The following is a 24,754-nucleotide window of genomic DNA, read 5'->3' as shown; positions in this document are numbered from 1 at the left end:
GCTTTCATCCCCAGGAATCACTCCATGAAAAAAAACCTGATTGCACTGTCTCTATCGCTCGGTGGCGCCCTGCTGTGCTCCACCGGCGCCCAGGCCCAGAGCTCCGTCCAGCTGATGGGCTTGACCGATGTGTTTGTGGGCTCCATGAAAAACGCCGGTGACGCCGGCAGCAGCAAGGTGGTCAACAGCGGCGGCATGACCACGTCGTGGTTCGGATTCAAGGGCACCGAAGACCTGGGCGGCGGGCTCAAGGCCAACTTTGCGCTCACCTCGTTCATCAAGGTGGACAGCGGCATCCAGGGCCGATTTGCCAACGACACGTTCTTCTCGCGCGATGCCAACGTGGGCCTGAGCGACAGCTGGGGCACCGTGACCGTGGGGCGCGGCCTGGCCCCCAACTTCCTGCCGTCCATCCTGTCGAACCCGCTGGGCGACTCGTTCACCTTTGCACCGCTGATCCTGCACATGAACGTGCCTCTGTTCAACGGCACGGGCTGGGGTTCGACCACGCCGTCCGACACGGGCTGGTCCAACGAAATCATCTACAGCACGCCCAACCTGGGCGGCCTGACCGCCAACCTGCACTACCAGTTTGGCGAGGTCGCGGGCGACAGCAGCAAGAAGAACGTGGGCATCAACGCGCTGTACTTCAACGGCCCCGTCACCCTCACCGGCTTTTACGAGCGCGACCAGATGAGCAACCCCGCCGTGCCCAGCACCTACCTGGGCACCACCAAGACCGACTGGATGCTGGGCGGTGCATATGACTTCGCGATCGTGAAGGCCTTTGCGAGCTACGGCCAGGCCAAGGCCGACAACACCACCAACAAGGCCAAGACGACGCAGCTGGGCGTGTCGGTGCCCGCAGGCGCCACTGGCAAGGTGCTGGCATCGTGGGCGCAGACCAAGATGACGGCCACCGACATCTCGCGCAAGACCTTCACCGTGGGGTATGACTACTTCCTGTCCAAGCGCACCGATGTGTACGTGATGGCCATGAACGACCGCATCACCAACCAGACCAAGGGCAACAGCTTCGGCGTGGGCATCCGCCACCGGTTCTGAGGCCTGCACGCAGCACCTGGGGCCTTTTTCAAGCCCCAGCGGCCCCAGGCGCCAGTGCAATATGCCTGAGGCGCTACAAAATCAGTAGCACTCGGAAATCATTCACGTTGGTGTGCGTAGGGCCGGTGACCAGCAGGTCGTCCAGCCCCGCAAAAAATCCCCAGCCGTCGTTGCGCGCCAGGTGGTCGTCGATGCGCAGGCCTGCAGCGCCTGCGCGCGCCAGCGTGTCGGGGCACACAAAGGCCCCCGCGTTGTCTTCACTGCCGTCAATGCCGTCGGTGTCGGCCGCCAGCGCCCACACGGCGGGCTCGCCCTGCAGCGCCTGCGCCAGGCCCAGGCAAAACTCGCCCGCCCGCCCGCCCCGCCCCCGAGGCACACCGGGTGCACGCGGACGCACGGTGACGGTGGTCTCCCCCCCCGACAGGATCACACACGGCGCCGCAAACGGCTGGCCGCGCCGCGCCACTGCACGGGCCAGCGCCGCATGCACCTTGCCCACTTCGCGCGACTCGCCCTCCATCTCGTCTGACAGCACATGCGCAGGCAGCCCCGCCGAACGGGCCAGCGCGGCCGCGGCCTCCAGAGCCTGCTGCGGCGTGGCGATCAGATGCACGGCATGCCCGGCAAAACGGTCGTCGCCAGGTTTGGGCGTCTCCAGGCGGCCTTCCTCCAGCGCAGTGCGGATGGCCGGGGGTACATCGATGCCATAGCGCGCCAGAATGGCCAGCGCATCGGCGCAGGTGGTGGCATCCGGCACGGTGGGGCCGCTGGCGATCACCGACGGGTCGTCGCCGGGCACGTCGCTGATGGTGAGCGTGACCACGCGCGCTGGCGCACAGGCCGCCGCCAGGCGCCCACCCTTGATGCGCGAGAGGTGCTTGCGCACGCAGTTCATCTCGCCAATGTGCGCGCCGCTATCGAGCAGGGCGCGGTTGATGCGCTGCTTGTCTTCCAGCGTCACCCCGTCGCAGGGCAAGGTCAGCAGGGACGAGCCCCCGCCCGAGATCAGGCACAGCACCAGGTCGTGCTCCGTCAGCCCCTGGGTCAGATCGAGAATGCGCTGCGCCGCGGCCAGCCCCGCCGCATCGGGCACGGGGTGCGCGGCCTCCACCACCTCGATGCGCTGCGGCACGCCCGCAGGCCGGGGCGGCACATGCCCGTAGCGGGTGACCACCAGGCCCGACAGGGGGGCGTCCTGCGGCCACATGGCCTCCAGTGCGTGGGCCATGGCGCCCCCCGCCTTGCCCGCGCCCAGCACCAGGGTGCGCCCCCCGCTCTCGCGGCTGGGCGGCTGGGGCAGCCACTGGCGCATGCCGTGCAGGGGTTGTGCGCTGTGCACGGCGGCGTCAAACAGCGCCTTCAGAAAGGCGCGGGGATGGGTGCAGTAGTCCGGCAGGGAGGGACTGGCTGGCTGGGTTTCTGGGTGCATGCCGCGCATTGTGCAGCGGTAGTACCAGTCACGTTGCTGTAACAAGCCTGTCACACGCCGCCGGTATCGTCGGCACCCTTGCTCAGGGACCCACAACAGCCATGCACAACACCCCATGGAGCCGACTGGAGGCGATGATGGCACTGCTGTCGCCCGCCGCCCGCCAGGGCACCGGCCCCCTGGCGCGGCTGATGCGCGAGGGCGGTCTGTACTGCGTGTTCCAGCCCCTGGCCGACTTGCGCGAGGGCCAGGTCTACGCGCACGAAGCGCTGATACGTGGCCCCCAGAACACCCCCTTGCACACCCCCGACAAACTGCTGGAGCTGGCCCGGCACGAGGGCATCCTGCAGGACTTTGAGCTGCTCTGCGTTTACACCGCCATGGAGCAATGGGGGCGGCACGATGCCCCGGGTCGGCTGTTTGTGAACATCAGCGCCGATGCGCTGGTGCATGGCGTCCAGCTGATCGGTGCCACAGCGCTGGGCGACACCGTGCGCAGCCTGGGCCTGAGCGCCCGCATGCTGGTGCTGGAAATCACCGAACACGAACGCGTAACCGACATGCCCCAGCTGCGCCAGGCCATCAAGGCCGTGCACGCCTGCGGCGCGCGGCTGGCGCTGGACGACTTTGGCGACGGCCGCTCCAGCCTGCGGCTGTGGTCCGAGGTCAAACCCGACTTCGTGAAGATCGACAAATACTTCATCCGCGACATCAGCGACCACCCCGAAAACCTGCAGATGCTGCAGGCCATCAAGGGCATCGCCGACGTGTTCGGCACCCAGCTCATTGCCGAAGGCATCGAAACCCGCGACGACTTGCGCGCGCTGCGCGACCTGGACATCCCCCTGGGCCAGGGCTGGCTGCTGGGCCGCCCCGCCATGGCTCCGCGCGAGGCCGTGGACGACGCAGCGCTGGAGGTCATGCACGACCGCCGCGTGGCCGTGCTGCCGCACCTGGGCCAGACTGCGCGCCCGGGCATCCTGCGCAGCCTGCTGGTGGTGCAGGCGCCCACCGCAGCGCCCGCCACCAACAACGACGCCGTGGCCGCCCTGTTCCGCCAGCACACTGACCTGCATGCGCTAGCGGTGGTGGACGGGTCGCGCCCCGTGGCCCTCATCAACCGCCAGCAGTTCATGAACCACTACGCCACGCCGTACTTCCGTGAGGTGCATGGCCGCAAGTCCTGCCTGGCGTTTGCCAACCTGGCGCCGCGCGTGGTGGAGCTGGACTGCGATGTGGACCAGCTCGTGGGCATCCTCACCTCGCAGGACCAGCGCTACCTGAGCGACGGCTACATCGTCACCGACAACGGCCGCTACCTGGGCCTGGGCACCGGCGACCAACTGGTGCGCGCCGTGACAGAGACCCGCATCGAAGCCGCACGCCACGCCAACCCACTGACCTTTTTGCCAGGCAACATCCCCATCAGCCTGCACATCCAGCGCTTGCTGGAAAGCGGCACCGAGTTTGTGGCCTGCTACGCGGACCTGAACAACTTCAAGCCCTTCAACGACCACTACGGCTACTGGCGCGGCGACCAGATGATCCGCCTGGTGGCGCGCCTGGCCACGGCCCACTGCGACGCGCGCAGCGACTTCGTGGGCCATGTGGGCGGAGACGACTTCATGCTGATCTTCCAGAGCAGCAACTGGCTGCAGCGCTGCAAGAACATCGTGGACGAGTTCGCACGCGAGGCCGTCACGCTGTTCGACGACAGCGCACGGCTGGCAGGCGGCATCCATGCCGAGGACCGGCATGGCGTGCAGCGCTTCTTTCCGTGCACCACGCTGGCCATCGGTGCCGTACGCATCACGCCCGGGCGCTTTCGGCATGCCGAAGAAGTGGCCAACCTGGCCGCCGTGGCCAAGCATGAGGCGAAGCAGGCATCAACCGGGGTGGTGCTGCATGGCGGGTTTACCGAGTCGAGCCTGGGGGCGGTGGCTGCCACGCGGGCGCTGCAGGATGTTTTAGCAGCGTAGGACCAATCGTTGGCTCATTTGCAGCTCACATCTGAGTCTTGGTCACACTGCATTTCAAACTTCGCAGGCTATAGTTTGCTCAACTGAGGCGCGCGGAATCTCGCGGAATTTTTACAGTACATCTACCGTAATCCCAGGCTGCAAGCCAAATTCAGGAGGATTCTGTTTTCAGAATATCCTGCACAGTGATTTTTACTTCGTAAGCTGTACGAGATACATCACGTTATGCACCACTCGGAGACTTCTAGCATGCAAGAACGAATGGAAGAGGCCCGAATGATGGAAGAGGCCCGAATGAAGGATCTGGCCCTTCAAGAAGAGAAGCGCCTGACAGCACGCGAACGCGAATTGCTGCGCTACCGGGAGGTCATCCAGAAACAAGAGCACGAGCTAGATGCTTATCGAGCCAAGCTAAAAGAAGAGCAGCTTGCGCGGGAGAAGGAACTGCAAAGGGAAATGGAAGCTCGTGAGAGGTTCTTTGCAGAACGAGAGAAGAAGTTGATTGAGCGCCAGCGTGATTTTGAAAATCACCTAATGCATCGCCAAGCCGAAACAGAAGCCTTGCGGGAGCATCTTCAGAATGAAATCGGCAATCGCGAAGCGAAACTACAGCAGGCTCTAATCGAGTTGCAACAGGAGAAGGAGCGCTACAACGAAGAGAGTCGGCGAAAGATCGAAAAGACTTCTAAGGACTACGTTTCGGATGCACTTGACACGTTGGATCGCAAGGAGACGCAGTTCCACAGAATTTCAAAAATCTGGAGTTGCGTCGGCGCTGGTGCGCTGCTTGGGGGTGTATTCCTTTTTGCATACGTCACGTTTACGTCTGTTGTAAGCCTGCCGTCTCAAATAACTTGGGAATTCCTCGCGTTTTCAGTTTTTAAAGGTCTCATTGCCGTCGCATTGCTCGCGGGCCTGGCCAAATATTCCTTCTTGTTCAGCAGCTCGTACATGCAAGAGGCCTTGAAGAACGCAGATCGCCGGCATGCCATCAATTTCGGGAAGTTTTACCTTGAATCCTACGGTGCAGCAGCTGACTGGTCGCAAGTGAAGGAGGCCTTCGAGCACTGGAATATTGCGGGGGCAAACGCATTCTCTCGTTCAGACGAAGGCCCCCCGGATGTCTCGGCGCTAGAGAAAGCTGTGGTGCTTATTGAGCGTGCAGGCAAGGCGTTACCAAAACTTAAGGGCGACAGTGGTGCATAGCTGAGACGTTGAGCTTCCGTAACCGTTTGCCCTCATCGCAGCGTTTGCCTCCCTGCCGTCCAATGCCGCAAACCTCAAGGCCCCGTTGCAGCCCCTGCCTCAAACCACTTCCCAATCAGCGCCCGCTCCGCATCGGTGATGCCCGTCGCGTTGTTCATGGGCATGAGCTTTTGCACCACGGCCTGCTGGTAGATGGCCTGGGCATGTTGCTTGACGCTGTCGGGCGAATCAAGTCGCAGGTTCTTCATCTGCACCGCAGCGCCGTGGCACATGTAGCAGCGCTGTTCCAGCACCGCCTGCACGGCCTTGAAGTCATTTTGGCCGCTAGCGCCGGTTTTATCTGCGCTGGCAGCTCCTGAAACAGGAGCATTCACCACGGGGGTGGCCACCGGTGCGGGGCGCATCCACACAATGGCGCCCACGATCACGGCCACACCCACCAGCGCATACGGCAGCGGGTTGCCGTTGCGGCCCAGCTTGTAGCCGTGGCGCATCACGAAGAACTGGCGGATGGCCGCGCCCGCGAACATCATCAGGATCAGCACCAGCCAGTTTTGCGGGTGGCTCCAGGTGAAGCTGTAGTGGTTGCTCAGCATGGCAAACAGCACCGGCAGCGTGAAATAGGTGTTGTGCACGCTGCGCTGCTTGCCGCGCTTGCCGTGGATCGGGTCCACGGGCTGGCCAGCCTTGATCTGGCTGATGACAGTGCGCTGGCCAGGGATGATCCAGAAGAACACGTTGGCGCTCATGGATGTGGCGATCATCGCCCCCACCAGCAGGAAGGCCGCGCGGCCCGCAAACCAGTGGCAGGCCAGCCACGAGGCCACGCACACCAGCACCAGCACCAGCGCGCCCACAATGGCGTCGCCGTTCTTGCGCTGGCCGAAGATGCGGCAGATGGCGTCGTACAGCAGCCAGAACACCACAAAGAAGCCCAGCGCCACCATGATGGCCGTGGCGGGCGCCCAGTCCATGCGCGACTTGTCGATGAGGTAGGTACTGGCGCTGTAGAGGTAGGAAACGGTGAACAGCGCAAACCCGCTGATCCAGGTGCTGTAGCTCTCCCAGAAGAACCAGTGCAGGTGTTTGGGCAATTGCGGCGGCGACACCGCGAACTTGACGGGGTGGTAGAACCCGCCGCCGTGCACGGCCCAGAGCTCGCCGCTCACGCCTTGTTTCTTGAGGTCTTCGTCCTCAGGCGGCGTGAGGCTGCTGTCCAGAAAAACGAAATAGAACGACGAGCCGATCCAGGCGATGGCCGTAATGACATGGACCCAGCGCAAAAGCAGGTTGGCCCAGTCGAGAAAGTAGCTTTCCATATCTCAACCTTGATGGCGCGTTAGCGCCACATTGAACGTGTTTGCGATCTCGCAGGGGACCGCGTTGGAGCGCAATCGGGATGAGTGGATGCCTCGGATGCGCCGCATGGGCTCATGCCCATGCAAGCAGCCGAGGCATTCAATCGCACGATTTCGCTCCAACCCTTCGGGCAGTGGTCTTTGCGGGCGGTCTGCGGCGTTGCGGCACTTGCCAATAGCCGAGCTATTGGCTGCGCACCGCGCCTGGCACCCCATCCCGCAAAGACAGCTGCGCGCCCCCTGGGAGATCACAAACACGTTCTTGCAACCTGCTCACCACTGCGGGCGCTCTGAGCAGACATTGAGGTCGCGCACCTTGGCCAGTGGGTTGCTGGCCGGGGCACCGCTGCGACCGGTACGTCAAAGTGTATGCAGGAATTGTTCCCGATTCCAGCCCCAACCTGGGGCATTCGGGGCCGGAATTACCCTCATTCCCCAGCCTTTGGCGCTGGCTGCAGCGTCTGCAGCAACTGCGCTGCCACGGCCACGGCAATCACCTCGGGCTCCTTGCCGCCAATGCCGGGAATGCCGATGGGGCAGGTCACCTGCGCCAGCTCCTCGGGCGCGAACCCGCGCCCATGCAGGCGGTTGCTGAAGGTGGCCCATTTGGTTTGGCTGCCAATCAGCCCGATGAAGGGCAGGTCGCCCTGCTCGCGCTGGCGGCGCAGGCAGGCGGCCACCACGTCCAGGTCCTCGGCGTGGCTGAAGCTCATGATCAGCACGCGGCTGCCGGGTGCCAGGCGGGGCACGGCGAGTTGCACCGGCTCGGAGTGTTCGCAGACCACGCCCTCCGGCGGGTCGGGCGGGAAGATGCCGTCCCGGCTGTCGATCCAGGTCAGGGCAAAGGGCAGTGGCGCCAGCACGCGGGCCAGCGCGTGGCCCACGTGCCCGCCGCCAAACAAGGCCACTGGATGCAGGCGGGGCGCCAATCGCTGGGCCAGGCTTGGTGCGTCTTGCGCTGTGAGCAACTCAAACCCGAGGTGCACGACCCCGCCGCAGCACTGGCCCAGCGCCGGGCCCAGCGCAAACCGCATCGGCCCAAGCGCCGTCACCGGCCCACCCGCCAGGCGGCGGCGCGCCTCGGCAATCGCCTGCAGCTCCAGATGCCCGCCGCCGATGGTGCCCACCAGCTGGTCGGCAAATACCGCCATCCAGGCGCCGCGCTCCCGGGGCACGGACCCTTGGGTAGACTCCACGGTCACCAGACAGGCTGGCGCGGCCCCCAGGCCGTCCAGCAGCATTTGCAAATTTGTCACCGCGATCCTTTTCGTGACGGACGAAAAACGGGGCCAGGCAAGCGGCTCACCCTCCGGTGAGTCTGCTGCATCCCCTTTGCAGCCGTCGTCATTTTGTAACGTACCACCTTCGCCGCTGGGTTATCGTGCCCGCAGCCTCAGGAACCTTTCACACCATGCACGACACGCCCTCTCCCCGCTCCACCGGAAAGCGCAGCCACTGGTTGCTGGCAGGCATCATGGCCGTGGGTGCGGCGCTGGTCTCGGCCTGCAAGTCCCCGCCAGAGCCCACGCCGCCCCCCGCGCCCGACAGCGTCCCCTCCACCGGCCCCGATGCCAGCGGCGTCAAGGGCCCCGTGCCCGCCACGGCCGGGTCTGCGCGCCCCTCGGCCGCTGCCACACCGCTGGCCTACCGCCAGGACGCCGCCACGCACCTGTATGGCCTGAACCGCGAACGCATCTTCAAGGGCAAACTCCCGCCGCAGCTGTATGCCATTGGCGTGCTGCAGCTCGACATCGACCGCGCGGGCAAGATCACCCGCCTGCACTGGATGCGCGCCCCGCGCCACGCCCCCGAGGTGGTCACCGAGATCGAGCGCACGGTGCGCGCTGCGGCCCCCTTCCCTGTCCCGGCCCGCATGGGCAAGGTCACGTACACCGAAACCTGGCTGTGGGACAAGAGCGGGCACTTTCAGCTCGATACGCTGACCGAAGGGCAGCTGTAGCGACACCCCCCTGAGCGGCTAGGCCGCTTCCGCCTTCTGGCAGCGCTTGCTACGAGCCTCTGTAGGTCGAATAGCTCCAGGGGCTGACCAGCAGCGGCACGTGGTAGTGCTGGTCGGCATGCGCAATGCCGAAGTCCAGGCTCACCTGGTTCAGAAAATTCGGCTCGGGCAGCTGCACGCCCCGGGCCTTGAAGTAACCCGCCACATCAAAGCGCAGCCGGTAGGTACCGGTGCGCAGGCTGGCGTTGTCGAACAGCGGCGCATCGGTGCGGCCGTCGTGGTTCAGCACCAGGCGCTTGATGAGGGTGGCGTTGTCGCCGTCGGTGGAATACAGGGCCACTTCCATGCCGGCCGCAGGGCAGCCGTTCATGGTGTCCAGAACGTGGGTGCTCAATCCCATGGGGAAATCTCCTGAAGTAAGAGTCTGTCCAATCGGCGACGATTGCCAGATCGCAGTGTGTAGACCAAAAGTGTATACACTTTTCACCATCCACCGTATCATGCAGCCATGGAATCTTCCTCGACCAGCGCCATTGTTGAAGCGCTGACCCGCGCCATCGTAGAGCACCGCCTGCAACCCGGCACCAAGCTGGCCGAGCAAAAGCTGGCCGACCACTTTGGCGTGTCGCGCACGCTGGTGCGCCAGGCGCTGTTCCAGCTGGCACAGAACCGGCTGGTCACGCTGGAGCCCGCACGGGGCGCATTTGTGGCGACACCCTCGGTCGAGGAGGCGCGCCAGGTGTTTGCCGTGCGCCGCATGCTGGAGACCGAGATGACCCGCGCCTTTGTGCGCAGCGTGACGCCCGCCAAGCTCAAGGCCCTGCGCGCCCACGTGGCCAGCGAGAAGGCCGCCATGGGCACCCACGACGCCAGCACCCGTACCGAGTTGCTCGGCGACTTCCATGTGCGCATGGCCGAACTGATGGGCAACGAGGTGCTGGCGCAAATGCTGGGCGACCTGATCTCGCGCTGCGCCCTCATCACGCTGATGTACCAGTCGGCCAGCGCGGCCGAGCACTCGCACGAGGAGCATGCCGACATCGTGGCGGCCCTGGCCGCGCGCGACGAAGAACGTGCCGTCGCCCTGATGCAAAGCCACCTCGAACATGTCGAAGCCAGCCTGACCTTTGACCGCAAGCGCCCGGCCAGTGACCTGGCCGCCGCACTGGCCTCTTGAAAACCACCCCCACCATGATCTACGACACCACCCAGGCCTACCCCCGCGACCTTATTGGCTACGGCAAGACACCGCCCCACGCCCAGTGGCCCGGTGGCGCGCGCATTGCCGTGCAATTCGTCCTGAACTACGAAGAGGGCGGCGAAAACGCGGTGCTGCATGGCGATGCGGGTAGCGAGCAGTTCCTGTCCGAAATGTTCAACCCGGCCAGCTACCCCGAGCGGCACATGAGCATGGAGGGCATTTATGAATACGGATCGCGCGCTGGCGTGTGGCGCATCCTGCGCGAGTTTGAAAAGCGCCAGCTGCCCCTCACGGTGTTCGGCGTGTCCACGGCCCTGCAGCGCCACCCCGACCTCACGGCGGCTTTTGTGGAGCTGGGCCACGAGATTGCGTGCCATGGGCTCAAGTGGATCCATTACCAGCACATCCCCGAAGAGGTGGAGCGCGCCCACATGCAAGAGGCGATGGAAATCATTCAACGCATGACGGGCGCAAGAGGAAGTTCGAAAGACCATGTACATGGTCTGGGCTGGTACACCGGCCGCGACAGCCCCAACACCCACCGCCTGGTGGCTGACTACGGCGGCTTTGAATACGACAGCGACTACTACGGCGACGACCTGCCCTTCTGGATGAAGGTGCAAAAAACCGACGGCAGCGTGGTGCCACAGCTCATCGTGCCCTACACGCTCGACTGCAACGACATGCGCTTTGCGCTGCCGCAGGGCTACTCGCACGCCGACCCGTTCTTCCAGTACATGAAGGACACCTTCGATGCGCTGTATGCCGAGGGCGACCCCGCCGGCGACAACGCGCCCAAGATGATGAGCATTGGCATGCACTGCCGCCTGCTGGGCCGCCCGGGCCGCATCACGGCGCTGCAGCGCTTTCTGGACCACATCGCACAGCACGACAAGGTGTGGGTGGCTCGCCGCATCGACATCGCGCGCCACTGGAAGGCCGTGCACCCCTATCCCACCACAAAGGCCTGATGACCATGGCATGGACCCTTGACCAACTGAACGCCGCCACGCCCGCGCAGGCCCTGGAGGCGCTGGACGGCGTGTACGAGCATTCCCCCTGGATTGCCGAACAGGCGCTTGCTCAGCGGCCATTCCGCTCGCTGGCACACCTCAAGCACGCCCTGGCCCACGCGGTGCGCACCGCCAGCACCGAGGCGCAGCTGGGCCTGATCCGCGCCCACCCCGAGCTGGCGGGCAAGGCCATGGTAGCCAAAAGCCTCACCGCCGAATCGACCAACGAGCAGTCCAAGGCGGGCCTGACCCAGTGCACGCCCGAAGAATTTGCGCGCATCCAGCAGCTCAATGCGGACTACAACGCCCGCTTTGGTTTCCCCTTCATTCTGGCCGTGCGCGGACCGCGCGGCGCGGGGCTGAACAAGCAGCAGATCATCGACACCTTTGCGCGACGGCTCGACAACCACCCGGAGTTCGAGGTGGCTGAGGCCTTGCGCAACATCCACCGCATCGCCGAGATCCGCCTGAACGACAAGTTCGCCGCCGAACCCGTACTGGGCAATGACGTCTGGGACTGGCATGAAAAGCTGGCCGAACACTCCGACCCCGGCTTTGCCGAAAAGGGCCAGCTCACCGTCACCTACCTCACCGACGCCCACCGCGCCTGCGCCCAGCGCATCAGCCACTGGATGCGCGACTGCGGCTTTGACGAGGTCGAGGTGGACGCCGTGGGCAACGTGGTGGGACGGTATCGCGCCGCCACACCCGGTGCAAAGTACCTTATGACGGGCTCGCACTACGACACCGTGCGCAACGGCGGCAAGTACGACGGGCGCCTGGGCATCTTTGTGCCGATGGCTTGCGTGCGCGAACTGCACCGCGCGGGCCGGCGCCTGCCGTTTGGTATCGAGGTGATTGCCTTTGCCGAAGAGGAAGGCCAGCGCTACAAGGCCACCTTCCTGGGTTCGGGCGCGCTCATCGGGCACTTCAACCCCGCCTGGCTGGACCAGAAGGATGCCGACGGCGTGACCATGCGCGCTGCCATGCAGCAGGCGGGGCTGTGCATTGACGACATTGCCAAGCTGCAACGCGACCCGGCCCAGTACCTGGGCTTTATTGAAGTCCACATCGAACAGGGCCCGGTGCTCAACGAGCTGGACCTGCCGCTGGGCGTGGTCACCTCTATCAACGGTGGCGTGCGCTTTGTGGGCGAAATGATCGGCACCGCCAGCCACGCAGGCACCACCCCCATGGACCGCCGCCGCGATGCGGCCGTGGCCGTGGCAGAACTGGCGCTGTACATCGAGCAGCGCGCCGCCCAGGACGGGGACTCGGTGGGCACGATAGGCCTGCTCAACGTGCCCGGCGGCTCCATCAATGTGGTGCCGGGCCGCTGCCAGTTCAGCCTGGACCTGCGTGCGCCCACCGACCCGCAACGCGACGCGCTGGTGCGCGATGTGCTGGACCACCTGGGCCAGATCGCCGCTCGGCGCGGCCTGCGCTACACGCTCGAAGAATCCATGCGCGCTGCCGCCGCCCCCAGCGCCCCGGCGCTGCAGCACCACTGGGAGCGCGCGGTGGACCACCTGGGCGTACCCGTGTTCCGCATGCCCAGTGGCGCAGGCCACGACGCGATGAAGCTCCACGAAATCATGCCGCAGGCCATGCTGTTCGTGCGCGGAGAAAACTCCGGCATCAGCCACAACCCGCTCGAATCCACCACCAACAACGACATGCAACTGGCCGTGGACGCCTTCACCCAGGTGCTGCACCAGCTTGCCGAGGAACAACAACCATGACCACCCCGAACCACCACGCCGCGCTGGACGCCTGGATCGACCAGCACTTTGACGAAGAAGTGCGCTTTCTGCAGGCCCTCGTGCGCGTGCCCACCGACACGCCCCCCGGCAACAACGCGCCCCACGCCGAACGCACGGCAGAGCTGCTGAAGGACTTTGGCTACGAGGCCGAAAAGCATGCCGTGCCCACCGCCGATGTGCAGGCCTACGGCATGGAGTCCATCACCAACCTCATCGTGCGCAGACCATACGGCAGCGGCGGCAAGACCATCGCCCTGAACGCCCACGGCGACGTGGTGCCGCCCGGCGAAGGCTGGACGCACGACCCCTACGGCGCCGAGATCGTCGATGGCGCCATGTACGGCCGCGCCACCGCCGTGAGCAAGAGCGACTTTGCAAGTTTCACCTTTGCGGTGCGTGCTCTCGAAGCCGTGGCCAGGCCCGCCCAGGGCGCGGTAGAGCTGCACTTCACCTACGACGAAGAGTTTGGCGGTGAACTGGGCCCCGGCTGGCTGCTGCAAAAGGGGCTGACCAAGCCGGACCTGATGATTGCCGCGGGCTTCAGCTATGAAGTGGTCACCGCCCACAACGGCTGCCTGCAGATGGAAGTGACGGTGCACGGCAAGATGGCCCACGCCGCCGTGCCCCACACCGGCGTGGACGCTCTGCAGGGCGCCGTGCACATCCTGAACGCGCTGTACGCGCAGAACGATGAGTACAAGAAGGTCACGTCCAAGGTCGAGGGGATCAAGCACCCCTACCTGAACGTGGGCCGCATCGAGGGCGGGACCAACACCAACGTCGTGCCCGGCAAGGTGATGTTCAAGCTCGACCGCCGCATGATCCCCGAGGAAAACCCGGTGGAGGTCGAAGCCACCATCCGCCGCGTGATCGAACAGGCCGCAGGCGAGCGCGCCGGTATCAGCGTGGAGATCAAGCGCCTGCTGCTGGCCAACGCGATGACGCCGCTGGCGGGCAACAAGCCACTGGTCGACGCGATCCAGCAACATGCCCAAGCCGTGATCGGTGAACCGGTTCCTGCCGTGGGCACGCCGCTCTACACCGACGTGCGCCTGTATGTGGAGCGCGGCATTCCCGGCGTGATTTACGGTGCAGGCCCCCGCACGGTCCTCGAATCGCACGCCAAGCGCGCCGACGAGCGCCTGCAGCTCGAAGACCTGCGCCGCGCCACCAAGGTGATTGCACGGACATTAAGCGACTTGCTCGCCTGAGGTCCCACAGGGCAGTAAGTAATGCACGCAGCACATCAGTGCTGCGCTTCAATGTCATGGCGAGATTGCCTCTGGCAGCCCTTTGACCGACCTACACTGGCGCGGGCGCATCCTTCGGCTGGGTGCGCCCGTTGTCATTTCCAGATTCCACACACCAGGAGATATCCCATGAACATTCGTCATACGCTGCTGGCTGGCAGCGTTGTGCTGGCCCTGGCCAGCCTCACGGCCTGCGGCAGCACGCCGCCGGTAGCCACGGCTGCACCCGCGCCCGCAGTGCAGCAGACCGCCTCGGCCCAGGCCGCCAGTGCAGCCTACGACTTCGACATGGACGTGTTCCACCCCGTGGTGGCACGCAATGGCATGGTCGCCTCCGAGCAGGAGCTGGCCTCGCAGATTGGCCTGGACATCCTCAAGGCCGGTGGCAACGCTGTGGATGCGGCCGTGGGCATTGGCTTTGCGCTGGCCGTGGCCCTGCCCAATGCGGGCAACCTGGGTGGTGGCGGCTTCATGATGGTGCACGACGCCAAGACCGGCAAGAGCGTGGCCCTCGACTTCCGCGAAGTGGCGCCATCGAAGGCCACGCGCGACATGTACCTGGACGCCAAGGGCAATGTGGTGGACGGCAAGTCGCTGTACACCCACTATGCCGTGGGCGTTCCCGGCACCGTGGCGGGCATGGAACACGCACTCAAGAGCTGGGGCACCCTGCCCCTGTCGCGTGTGATCGCCCCGGCCATCGAACTGGCGGACAAGGGCTTCCCGGTGAGCGAAACGCTCGCCAAGATCCTGCAGCAAGAGAAGAAGAACATGGGCAAGTGGCCCGCCACCCAGGCCATCTTCTGGAAGAACGGCGAGCCGCTCAAGGTGGGCGACCCGCTGGTGCAAAAAGACCTGGCGCAGTCCATGCGCCTGATTGCCCAGCAGGGCGCCAAGGCGTTCTACGAAGGCGAGATCGCCCAGAAGATCGCGGCCGAAATGGCACCCCACGCGGGCGCCATCACGCTGCAGGATTTGCGCGAGTACAAGGTGGTGGAGCGCGCACCCACGCGTGGTACCTACCGTGGGTATGAGATCGTAACCATGCCCCCACCCTCCTCGGGCGGCCCGCACTTGGTGCAGATCCTGAACATGCTGGAGCCGCTGCCCCTGGCCCAGTGGGGTCCCAACAGCGCGCAGACCATCCACCACATGGCCGAGAGCAGCAAGCTGGCGTATGCCGACCGCTCCGAATATCTGGGCGACCCGGATTTCGTGAAGATCCCGCTCAAGGGCCTGACCTCCAAGCGCTATGCCGAATCGCTGACCAAGGGCATCGACCCCAACCGCGCCCGCCCGGCCAAGGAGATCAAGCCCGGCCAGCCCCAGCCGTATGAGAGCGACCAGACCACCCACTACAGCGTGGTGGACAAGGCGGGCAACGCCGTGGCCGTGACCTACACGCTGAACACCAACTTCGGCAGCGGCATCGTGGCCAAGGGCACAGGCATCCTGCTCAACAACGAGATGGACGACTTCTCGGCCAAGCCCGGCGTGGCCAATGCCTACGGGCTGGTCGGCGGTGACGCCAACGCCGTGGCCGCCAAAAAGCGCCCCCTGTCGTCCATGACGCCCACCCTGGTTCTGAAGGACGGCAAGCCCACGCTGGTGACCGGCAGCCCCGGCGGCGCACGCATCATCACCACGGTGCTGCAAACGGTGGTCAACACCATCGACTTTGGCATGAACCCCGCCGAGGCCGCTGCCGCTCCCCGTGTGCACCACCAGTGGACGCCCGACGAGCTGCGCGTGGAAAAGGGCCTGTCGCCCGACACCATCGCCCTGCTCAAGCAGCGCGGCCACAACATCGCGGTGAAGCCCTCAATGGGCCGCACGCAGACCATCCAGATCCGCGGTGGCGCGCTGTACGGCTACTCGGACCCCCGCAACCCCGACGGCAAGACCCTCGGCTACTGATTGCCAGGGCCCGCCTAGTGCGGGCTAACTGCGCCTGTCAGCCTTTGCAAGGCCACGCCCTCTAAAGGTGTGGCCTTTTTCATTGAGCCCTTCGCGACAGCATGCGGGCATACCCTCATACGCCGCCCTTCAGACTTGCCTACAGTTCTTGTATGCAAGATTTGCGTTCAAAAAGCTACTGAAGGAGTTGGCATGCCCCGGTTTTTCAAATCCCTTTTTGGCCAGGTGGTGCTGGCCTTGATAGCCGGTGTGGTGGTGGGCCTTGCGTGGCCCGACACCGCCATCGCGCTCAAGCCCCTGGGTGACGGCTTCATCAAACTCATCAAGATGCTGATCCCGCTCATCGTGTTCTGCGTGGTGGTGCATGGCATCGCAGGCACGGGCGACCTGAAGCGGGTGGGCCGGGTGGGCGTCAAATCGCTGATCTACTTCGAGGTCGTCACTTCCATCGCCCTGGTGCTGGGCCTGGCGCTGGCGTTCTGGTTCGAGCCCGGCGTGGGCATGAACGTGGACCCCAAGGCGCTCGACCCTAAAGCCATGGGTGCCTATGCCGAAAACGCCAGCAAGCTCACCGGGGGCGGCTTTACCGACTTCTTGCTCAAGCTCATCCCCACCACCGCCGTGAGCGCGTTTGCCAACGGCGATGTGCTGCAGGTCCTGCTGTTCTCCATCGTTTTTGGCTGCGCCCTGGCATTGATCGGGGAGCGCGGCGCGCGCGTTACCAGCCTGATCGACGACCTGTCGCATGTGCTGTTCAAGACCATGGGTCTGATCATCAAGCTGGCTCCGCTGGGTGTGCTGGGGGCCATCGCCTTCACCGTGGGCAAATACGGCCTGGGCTCCCTCAAGCAGCTGGGCATGCTGGTGGCGCTGTTCTACGCTGCGGTAGTCATTTTCGTCGTGGTGGTGCTGGGCCTCATCATGCGGGTGTCGGGCTTCAGCCTGTTCAAGCTGCTGCGCTATCTGCGCGAGGAGCTGGCCGTGGTGTTTGCCACCACGTCGTCCGACAGCGTGTTGCCGCAGATCATGGCCAAGCTCAAGCACATGGGCATCCGCGACTCCACCGTGGGCCTGGTGATCCCCACCGGCTACTCGTTCAACCTGGACGCGTTCTCGATCTACATCACGCTGGCGGCCGTGTTCATCGCCCAGGCCACCAACACGCCGATTTCCATGGCCGACCTGCTGACCATCCTGGCGATCTCGCTGGTCACCTCCAAGGGCGCACACGGCGTACCCGGCTCGGCCATCGTCGTGCTGGCCGCCACCTTGCAGGCCATCCCTGCCATTCCGGCGATTGGCCTGGTGCTGGTGCTGTCGGTGGACTGGTTCATGGGCATCGCCCGCGCGCTGGGCAACCTCATTGGCAACTGCGTCGCCACCGTGGCCGTGGCGGCGTGGGAGGGCGACATCGACCGCGAACGCGCCCATGCCGTGCTCGACGGCCGCGAGCCACCCATGCCACGCGCCTGATCGGGCACAGCACTTTTGCAGCACGCGACAATCCGGCCATGAGCATCAACCAGACCCAGATCGCCCAGCAGGTGGTGGAATCCATCCTCGCGCAAAAACTCTCGCCCGGCGAGCGCCTGGGCGAGCAGGAGCTGGCCGATCTGTTCGGCGTAAGCCGCACGCTGGTGCGCGAGGCCCTGATGCAGCTGCAGGCACGGGGCTTTGTGGAAGTGCGCTCGCGCCGGGGCTGGTACGTGGTGGAGCCTTCGGTGGAGGATGCGCGCGACGCGTTCTCCGCCCGGCGCATCATCGAATCGGGCATCCTGGCCGATGCGGGCCGACCGCTGCAAAGCGTGACCCGCCGCCTGCGCGCGCACATCGCCGACGAGCAGCAGGCCATCGAAGGGGCGGACGCTGCCACCCGCGCCTTTCTGCTCGCAGACTTCCACGTCTGCCTGGCCGAGGCGATGGGCCACCGCAGCCTGAGCGACATCCTGCGCGACCTCACGGCGCGCACCACGCTGGCCGCATCACTCTACCAATCGCAGCACGCGGCCAGCCAGTCCTGCGCCGAGCATGCTGCCATCGTCGAGGCGCTGGAGGCCGGCAACACCACCCTGGCCCGCGAGCGCATGCTGGCCCACATCGGCCAGGTGGAAGGCGCTCTCAACCCCGGCCAGCCGCTGGTGCGCGACCGGCTGCGGGAATCCCTGGCACCGCTGACCAGCCCACGCACCAAGGCGGCAGCTACGGACCCGGGCTAGCCACACCGAAGGCACCCAGGCCACCCACCGTCCAACCGCCTCCACCACGGCAGGCGGGAAATTGCTGCGTCCCTAAGGGTTAACCGGGATAAGCGCGTCCGGTCATTTTGTATACGATTTTTGTATGGACATTTGTGCACCATCCGGTGCCCGTGTTCCTTTCGTATTCACACCCCCAACCCGCCGAAGGACACCCATGAACCCGCCCGTACACCCCGTGGACGAACACCTGCCCCTGGGGCGACTGACGGCGCTGGGCCTGCAGCATGTGCTGGTGATGTATGCGGGCGCCGTGGCGGTGCCGCTCATCGTGGGCCGCGCGCTCAACCTCACGCCCGACCAAGTGGCCAAACTGATCTCGGCCGACCTGTTTGTGTGCGGGCTGGTCACGCTGATCCAGGCGCTGGGCGCCTCGCGCTGGTTTGGCATTCAGCTGCCGGTGATGATGGGGGTGACCTTTGCCTCGGTGGCGCCCATGATTTCGATGGCGCAGAGCACGGGTGGCACGGCCGGGGCCGGGCTGATCTTTGGCTCGGTGATCGGCGCGGGTGTGATCTCCATCCTGATCGCACCGCTGGTCAGCCGCATGCTCCGCTTCTTCCCGCCCGTGGTCACCGGCACCATCATCGCAGTCATCGGCATCAGCCTGATGCGCGTGGGCATCAACTGGATCTTTGGCAACCCCGTGGGCCCCACAGCGCCCAGCGTGCCCAACCCCGAGCACCTCAAATGGCTGGCAGAGGCGCAGGCAGCGGCGGGTGCACCCGGTTCATCGCTGCCGCCGGTCCCCAAGGGCTTTGCCGTGGTGCCCACGGTGCCCAACCCCAAGTACGCAGACCTGACCGGTGTGGGTATCTCGGGCCTGGTGCTGCTGTCCATCTTGCTGATTGCCAAGTTTGCCAAGGGCTTCATTGCCAACATCTCGGTGCTGCTGGGCATCGTGATCGGCGCGGTGGTTGCCGTGGGCATGGGGCTGATGAACTTCGACAAGGTGGCCAAGGCGCAGTGGTTTGACCTGGTGCTGCCGTTCGAGATTGCCGGCCCCGTGTTCGACCCCATCCTGATCCTGACCATGACCCTGGTGATGATCGTGGTCATGATCGAATCCACCGGCATGTTCCTCGCCCTGGGCGAGATGACCGACCGCAAGGTGGACCAGGCCGCCCTCACGCGCGGCCTGCGCACCGACGGCCTGGGCACGCTGCTGGGCGGCATCTTCAACACCTTTCCGTACACCAGCTTCTCGCAGAACGTGGGCCTGGTGGCCGTCACCGGCGTCAAGAGCCGCTTTGTGTGTGTGGCCGGCGGTGTGATCCTGATCGTGCTGGGTGTGCTGCCCAAGATGGCCGCGCTGGTCGAGTCGCTGCCCACCATGGTGCTGGGCGGCGCGGGGCTGGTGATGTTCGGCATGGTGGCGGCCACGGGCATCCGCATCCTGGGCGGGGTGGACTTCAAGACCAACCGCTTCAACGCCATGATCGTGGCCGTCTCCATCGGCGTGGGCATGGTGCCGCTGATCGCGCCCAACTTCCGCCAGTGGATGCCGCATGCCATCCACCCCTTGATCGAATCCGGTATCCTCCTGGCCTCGATCACGGCGGTGGCCCTGAACGTTTTCTTCAATGGCGCCAGCCGCGACACCTCCGCCGCTGTCAACGCCGCACGCCAGGCCGACGCCCACTAGCATCCCGCCTGCCCGCTGCCGAAAACCTGCCACTGCCCGCGTGGCCCCGCCCCCTGTCCGCCACGGCTGCCAGGGGGTTTTGGCTTCATGCTGCATACGCATAAACCTGCATGTCCGCCGCCCACGCCATCGGGTACCCTTGTTTTTGCTTTCCGCCCAGGACTTCCAGGATTTCCGCATGACACAGAACATTTCCGCCGCCGAACAGGCCCTGCGCGACGCTGCGCGCGAATACCACCGCAACCCCACCCGGGGCAAGATTTCGGTCACCCCCACCAAGCCTTTGTCCAACCAGCGCGACCTGTCGCTGGCCTACTCGCCGGGCGTGGCTTACCCATGCCTGGACATTGCTGCCGACCCTTCCAAGGCGTTTGACTTCACATCGCGCGGCAACCTGGTCGCGGTGATCACCAACGGCACGGCGGTGCTGGGCCTGGGTGACATCGGCCCGCTGGCCAGCAAGCCGGTGATGGAAGGCAAGGGCTGCCTGTTCAAGAAGTTCGCGGGCGTCGACGTGTTCGACATCGAACTGGCCGAACGCGACCCCGACAAGCTCATCGAGATCATCGCGGCGCTGGAGCCCACGCTGGGCGGCATCAACCTCGAAGACATCAAGGCACCCGAGTGCTTCTACATCGAGCGCGAACTCAGCAAGCGCATGAACATCCCGGTGTTCCATGACGACCAGCACGGCACGGCCATCATCAGCAGCGCGGCGCTGCTCAACGGCCTGGAGCTGGTGGGCAAGCAGATCGACCAGGTCAAGATCGCCGTGTCGGGCGCAGGTGCGGCCGCCATTGCCTGCCTGAACGTGATGGTGGGCCTGGGCGTGAAGATCGAGAACGTCTTCGTGTGCGACTCCAAGGGCGTGATCTACGAAGGCCGCCCCGGTGGCTACGACGAATCCAAGGCGGCCTACGCGCAAAAGACCGACGCCCGCACGCTGGCCGATGCGGTCAACGGCGCCGACGTGTTCCTGGGCTGCTCGGCCCCCGGCGTGCTCACGGCCGAGATGGTCAAGACCATGGGTCCCAAGCCCATCATCCTGGCGCTGGCCAACCCCGAGCCTGAAATCCGCCCCGAACTCGCCAAGGCCATTCGCCCCGACTGCATCATCGCCACGGGCCGCTCGGACTACCCGAACCAGGTCAACAACGTCCTGTGCTTCCCCTACATCTTCCGGGGTGCACTCGACTGCGGCGCCACCAAGATCACCGAAGCGATGAAGCTGGCCTGCGTGCGCCAGATTGCCGACCTGGCCAAGGCCGACATCAGCGAAGAAGTGGCCAGCGCCTACGCGGGCAAGGAACTCACCTTTGGCCCTGACTACCTCATTCCCACACCATTCGACTCGCGCCTGATCCTCAAGATCGCGCCCGCCGTGGCCAAGGCCGCTGCCGAATCCGGCGTGGCCACGCGCCCCATCGAAGACATGGAGGCCTACAAGGAAACGCTGTCGCGCTTTGTCTACCAGACCGGCATGCTGATGCGCCCCGTGATCAACGCGGCTAAGGCCCTGCCCGATGCGCAAAAGCGCGTGGCCTACGCCGACGGTGAAGACGAACGCGCCCTGCGCGCAGCGCAGATGGCCATCGACGACAAGATCGCCACGCCCATCCTCATCGGCCGCCCCGCCGTGATTGCCGCGCGCATCGCCAAGGCCGGCCTGCGCATGCAGCTGGGCAAGGACGTCGAGGTGTGCAACCCCGAGGACGATCCGCGCTTTCGCCAGTACTGGGAGCACTACCACCAGCTCATGAAGCGCAACGGCGCCTCGCCCGAGGTGGCCAAGGCCGCCGTGCGCCGCTCCAACACCATCATCGCCTCGCTGATGGTCAAGCTGGGCGATGCCGACGCCATGATCTGCGGCCTGGTGGGCACGTATGAAACGCACCTGGAGCGCATCCACAGCATCATCGGCCGCCAGGAAGGCGCCAACAACTACGCGGCGCTGAACGCGCTGATGACCAACCGGGGCACGCTGTTCATTGCCGACACCTACGTGAACGAAGACCCCACGGCCCAGCAGCTGGCGGACATCGCCTGGATGTCGGTGCAAGAGGTACAACGCTTTGGCATCCCGCCCAAGGTCGCCTTCCTGTCGCACTCCAGCTATGGCTCGTCCAAGCGCGCATCGGCCCGCAAGATGCGCGAGGCGCGCGACCTGTTCGTGGCCGCCCACCCTGAGATCGAGTGTGATGGCGAGCTGCACGGCGATGCCGCGCTGGAGCCGAACATCCGCAACGCCTACATGGCGGATTCGACCCTGACGGACTCGGCCAACCTGCTGATCTGCCCCAACCTGGATGCTGCCAACATCCTCTACAACGTGCTCAAGACGACCACCAGTGGTGGCGTCACGGTGGGCCCCATCCTGATGGGCGCCGCTGCCACGGCCTACATCCTGACCCCGGCCGCCACCGTACGCCGGGTGCTCAACATGACGGCCCTGGCCGTGGCCAGCGCTGCCGCCCGGCCACGCTGAGCGCGCGGTGCCATGCTGACCTGAGCGCAGGCCGTGAGCAGGCCTGCCCACACACCGTTGCAACGGGGCCCTCGGGCCCCGTTTTTCATGGGCAAGCCAACCCCTGGCACTGCGCATGCACCATTTCGGGAAACCCAGCATGCTGACGCGCACCACTTCGGTGAACAATGGGGCGCAGCAAAGCACCCGCGTACACAAACCGGGCATCGTTTTTGCTGACTGCAGGACCATGGCCCATCAATGGGGCCAGTGCCTTCCCTCACCGAATTTCCCCTCGCCCGACAGGAGCCCCGAATGAAAAAAAGACTGTTCATGCAAACCGCCGCCGCCCTGGCCCTGATCGGCAGCACCTCGCTGGCCCAGGCGCAGGCCACCACGCCCATCAAGTTCCAGCTCGACTGGCGTTTTGAAGGACCTGCCGCGCTGTTCCTGCAACCCGTGGCCAAGGGCTACTTCAAGGCCGCAGGCCTGGATGTGACGGTGGATGCGGGCAACGGCTCCGGCGGTGCGGTGCAGCGCGTGGCCTCGGGCACCTACGACATGGGTTTTGCCGACCTGGCCGCCGTGATGGAGTTCCACGCCAACAACCCCGACGCGCAGAACAAGCCCGTGGCGGTGATGGTGGTCTACAACAACACGCCCGCCTCGGTCATGGCGCTGAAAAAGAGCGGCATCGCCAAGCCCGCCGACCTGGCTGGCAAGAAGCTGGGCGCCCCCGTGTTCGACGCAGGCCGCCGCGCGTTTCCCATCTTCCAGAAGGCCAACGGCATCGGCGCCGTGACCTGGACCGCCATGGACCCCCCGCTGCGCGAAACCATGCTGGTGCGCGGCGATGTGGACGCCATCACCGGCTTCACCTTCACCTCGCTGCTCAACCTGGAAGCCCGGGGCGCCAAGGCCGCCGATGTGGTGGTGCTGCCCTATGCCGACTTCGGCGTGAAGCTGTATGGCAATGTGATCATCGCATCGCCCAAGCTCATCAAGGAGAACCCGGCCGCCATCAAGGCGTTCCTGTCGGCCTTCACCAAGGGCGCCAAGGAAGTCATTGCCAACCCCGCAGCCTCCATCGAATACGTGAAGGCACGCGACGGCATCGTGAACGTGCCGCTCGAAACCCGTCGCCTGCAGCTGGCCATCGACACCGTGATCAACAGCCCCGACGCCCGCACCGAAGGCTTCGGCCAGCTCAAGCCCGGACGCCTCTCGCTGATGGCGTCGCAGGTATCGGATGCGTTCAACACCAAGACCCGCGTGAACGCCGACGATGTGTGGAACGCCAGCTTTCTGCCCAGCGCTGCCGAGCTGAACATCCTGCCGAAGAAGTAAACACTATTAATTTGATAGCTGCAGGCGCATGATTGACTAGCGCTTGCAGCCGTTATGAGCACAAAGACTTCCATGCAGGCTGCTGACAACTATTTTGTGGACTTCCGGGGCGTCTGGCTTGCCTACAACGACGAGCTGCGCGCCAAGAACCAGTTTGCGGTCGAAGCCATCGACCTGCAGGTACGCCAGGGTGAATTCATCGCCATCGTGGGCCCCTCGGGCTGCGGCAAGTCCACCTTCATGAAGCTGGCCACCGGTTTGAAGATGCCCTCCATGGGCAAGATCCTCATCGACGGGCAGCCGGTGACGGGGCCGCTCAAGGTCTCGGGCATGGCCTTTCAGGCGCCTTCGCTGCTGCCCTGGCGCACCACGGTGGATAACGTGCTGCTGCCGCTCGAAATCGTTGAGCCCTACCGCAGCAACTTCAAGCAAAAGCGCAAGGAATACGAAGAGCGCGCCCGCAAGCTGCTGCAAAAGGTGGGGCTGGCGGGCTACGAAGACAAGTTCCCCTGGCAGCTGTCGGGCGGCATGCAGCAGCGCGCCAGCATCTGCCGCGCACTGATCCACGAACCCAAGATGCTGCTGCTGGACGAGCCCTTCGGCGCGCTGGATGCCTTCACCCGCGAGGAGCTGTGGTGCATCCTGCGCGACCTGTGGACCGAGCAGCAGTTCAACGTGATCCTGGTCACGCACGACCTGCGCGAGTCGGTCTTCCTGGCCGACACGGTGTACGTGATGAGCAAGAGCCCCGGCCGGTTTGTGGTGCGCAAGGAGATCGAGCTGCCCCGCCCGCGCGACCTGGAGGTGACCTACACCAAGGAGTTCACCGACATCGTCCACGAACTGCGCGGCCACATCGGCGCACTGCGCAAGGCCGGCGCGCCCATCCAGCAATAACAAGA

Annotated in this window: 19 protein-coding genes; 15 read left to right on the top strand and 4 right to left on the bottom strand. The window is 65.1% G+C overall.

All coding sequences use genetic code 11. From position 1 onward, the window contains the following. Window positions 1–24 precede the first annotated feature (24 nt). Complete coding sequence (locus tag C8C95_RS15435; protein ID WP_116749150.1) at window positions 25–1,065, top strand: porin; 1,041 nt, start codon at window positions 25–27, stop codon at window positions 1,063–1,065. Between the two features lie 73 nt (window positions 1,066–1,138). Here C8C95_RS15435 and C8C95_RS15430 read toward each other — a convergent pair whose 3' ends face one another. Then, window positions 1,139–2,494, bottom strand: a complete 1,356-nt coding sequence (locus C8C95_RS15430) for a glycerate kinase (RefSeq protein ID WP_116750305.1) — start codon at window positions 2,492–2,494, stop codon at window positions 1,139–1,141. Window positions 2,495–2,595: 101 nt separating this feature from the next. On the opposite strand from C8C95_RS15430, the gene C8C95_RS15425 reads away from it, so the two are divergent. Both C8C95_RS15425 and C8C95_RS15420 read left to right on the top strand, forming a co-directional pair. Then, complete coding sequence (locus C8C95_RS15425; protein ID WP_243415704.1) at window positions 2,596–4,473, top strand: phosphodiesterase; 1,878 nt, start codon at window positions 2,596–2,598, stop codon at window positions 4,471–4,473. Window positions 4,474–4,722: 249 nt separating this feature from the next. Further along, window positions 4,723–5,679: a hypothetical protein gene (locus C8C95_RS15420; protein ID WP_133246240.1), complete on the top strand. Its 957-nt coding sequence runs from the start codon at window positions 4,723–4,725 to the stop codon at window positions 5,677–5,679. A 74-nt stretch (window positions 5,680–5,753) separates the two neighbouring features. Here the strand turns inward: C8C95_RS15420 and C8C95_RS15415 are convergent, their stop codons facing one another. Further along, entirely contained in the window at window positions 5,754–6,998 is a 1,245-nt protein-coding gene (locus C8C95_RS15415) for a urate hydroxylase PuuD (RefSeq protein WP_116749147.1), read from the bottom strand. Between the two features lie 467 nt (window positions 6,999–7,465). Further along, window positions 7,466–8,293 carry a xanthine dehydrogenase accessory protein XdhC gene (gene xdhC, locus C8C95_RS15405; RefSeq protein ID WP_116749146.1) on the bottom strand — a complete coding sequence of 276 codons (828 nt, stop codon included), beginning with the start codon at window positions 8,291–8,293 and terminating at the stop codon, window positions 7,466–7,468. 218 nt (window positions 8,294–8,511) lie between these two features. Here xdhC and C8C95_RS15400 point away from each other — a divergent pair, with 218 nt between their 5' ends. Continuing rightward, entirely contained in the window at window positions 8,512–8,997 is a 486-nt protein-coding gene (locus tag C8C95_RS15400) for a hypothetical protein (protein ID WP_116750304.1), read from the top strand. A gap of 49 nt (window positions 8,998–9,046) precedes the next feature. Here the strand turns inward: C8C95_RS15400 and uraH are convergent, their stop codons facing one another. Continuing rightward, window positions 9,047–9,397 (bottom strand): hydroxyisourate hydrolase, encoded by a 351-nt coding sequence (gene uraH / locus C8C95_RS15395; RefSeq protein WP_015012870.1) that lies wholly within the window; start codon window positions 9,395–9,397, stop codon window positions 9,047–9,049. Between the two features lie 108 nt (window positions 9,398–9,505). On the opposite strand from uraH, the gene C8C95_RS15390 reads away from it, so the two are divergent. The 11 genes from C8C95_RS15390 (at window position 9,506) to C8C95_RS15340 (ending at window position 24,749) form a co-directional block, all read left to right on the top strand. After that, entirely contained in the window at window positions 9,506–10,174 is a 669-nt protein-coding gene (locus C8C95_RS15390) for a GntR family transcriptional regulator (RefSeq protein WP_015012869.1), read from the top strand. A gap of 14 nt (window positions 10,175–10,188) precedes the next feature. After that, on the top strand, window positions 10,189–11,169 hold the full coding sequence (gene puuE / locus C8C95_RS15385; protein WP_116749145.1) for an allantoinase PuuE: 981 nt from the start codon (window positions 10,189–10,191) through the stop codon (window positions 11,167–11,169). A gap of 5 nt (window positions 11,170–11,174) precedes the next feature. Beyond that, window positions 11,175–12,953 (top strand): 2-oxo-4-hydroxy-4-carboxy-5-ureidoimidazoline decarboxylase, encoded by a 1,779-nt coding sequence (gene uraD / locus C8C95_RS15380; protein ID WP_116750303.1) that lies wholly within the window; start codon window positions 11,175–11,177, stop codon window positions 12,951–12,953. Beyond that, window positions 12,950–14,185 carry an ArgE/DapE family deacylase gene (locus tag C8C95_RS15375; protein WP_015012866.1) on the top strand — a complete coding sequence of 412 codons (1,236 nt, stop codon included), beginning with the start codon at window positions 12,950–12,952 and terminating at the stop codon, window positions 14,183–14,185. Before uraD ends, C8C95_RS15375 begins: the two co-directional genes overlap by 4 nt. Window positions 14,186–14,353: 168 nt before the next feature. Continuing rightward, window positions 14,354–16,141 (top strand): gamma-glutamyltransferase, encoded by a 1,788-nt coding sequence (gene ggt / locus C8C95_RS15370; RefSeq protein ID WP_116749144.1) that lies wholly within the window; start codon window positions 14,354–14,356, stop codon window positions 16,139–16,141. Window positions 16,142–16,333: 192 nt separating this feature from the next. Continuing rightward, window positions 16,334–17,614, top strand: a complete 1,281-nt coding sequence (locus C8C95_RS15365; protein WP_116749143.1) for a C4-dicarboxylate transporter DctA — start codon at window positions 16,334–16,336, stop codon at window positions 17,612–17,614. A 38-nt stretch (window positions 17,615–17,652) separates the two neighbouring features. Further along, window positions 17,653–18,357 carry a GntR family transcriptional regulator gene (locus tag C8C95_RS15360; RefSeq protein ID WP_015012863.1) on the top strand — a complete coding sequence of 235 codons (705 nt, stop codon included), beginning with the start codon at window positions 17,653–17,655 and terminating at the stop codon, window positions 18,355–18,357. Between the two features lie 196 nt (window positions 18,358–18,553). Beyond that, window positions 18,554–20,041: a nucleobase:cation symporter-2 family protein gene (locus C8C95_RS15355; RefSeq protein ID WP_015012862.1), complete on the top strand. Its 1,488-nt coding sequence runs from the start codon at window positions 18,554–18,556 to the stop codon at window positions 20,039–20,041. 178 nt (window positions 20,042–20,219) lie between these two features. Continuing rightward, window positions 20,220–22,526, top strand: a complete 2,307-nt coding sequence (locus C8C95_RS15350) for an NADP-dependent malic enzyme (protein ID WP_056747727.1) — start codon at window positions 20,220–20,222, stop codon at window positions 22,524–22,526. A gap of 294 nt (window positions 22,527–22,820) precedes the next feature. Further along, complete coding sequence (locus C8C95_RS15345) at window positions 22,821–23,852, top strand: ABC transporter substrate-binding protein (RefSeq protein WP_116749142.1); 1,032 nt, start codon at window positions 22,821–22,823, stop codon at window positions 23,850–23,852. A gap of 72 nt (window positions 23,853–23,924) precedes the next feature. Beyond that, window positions 23,925–24,749, top strand: coding sequence for an ABC transporter ATP-binding protein (locus C8C95_RS15340; RefSeq protein WP_116749141.1), 825 nt, complete (start codon window positions 23,925–23,927; stop codon window positions 24,747–24,749). Window positions 24,750–24,754 lie beyond the last annotated feature (5 nt).

The organism is Acidovorax sp. 99, from assembly GCF_003096455.1.
Taxonomy (GTDB): domain Bacteria; phylum Pseudomonadota; class Gammaproteobacteria; order Burkholderiales; family Burkholderiaceae_C; genus Acidovorax; species Acidovorax delafieldii.
This window is presented reverse-complemented; position numbering and strand designations above follow the sequence as displayed.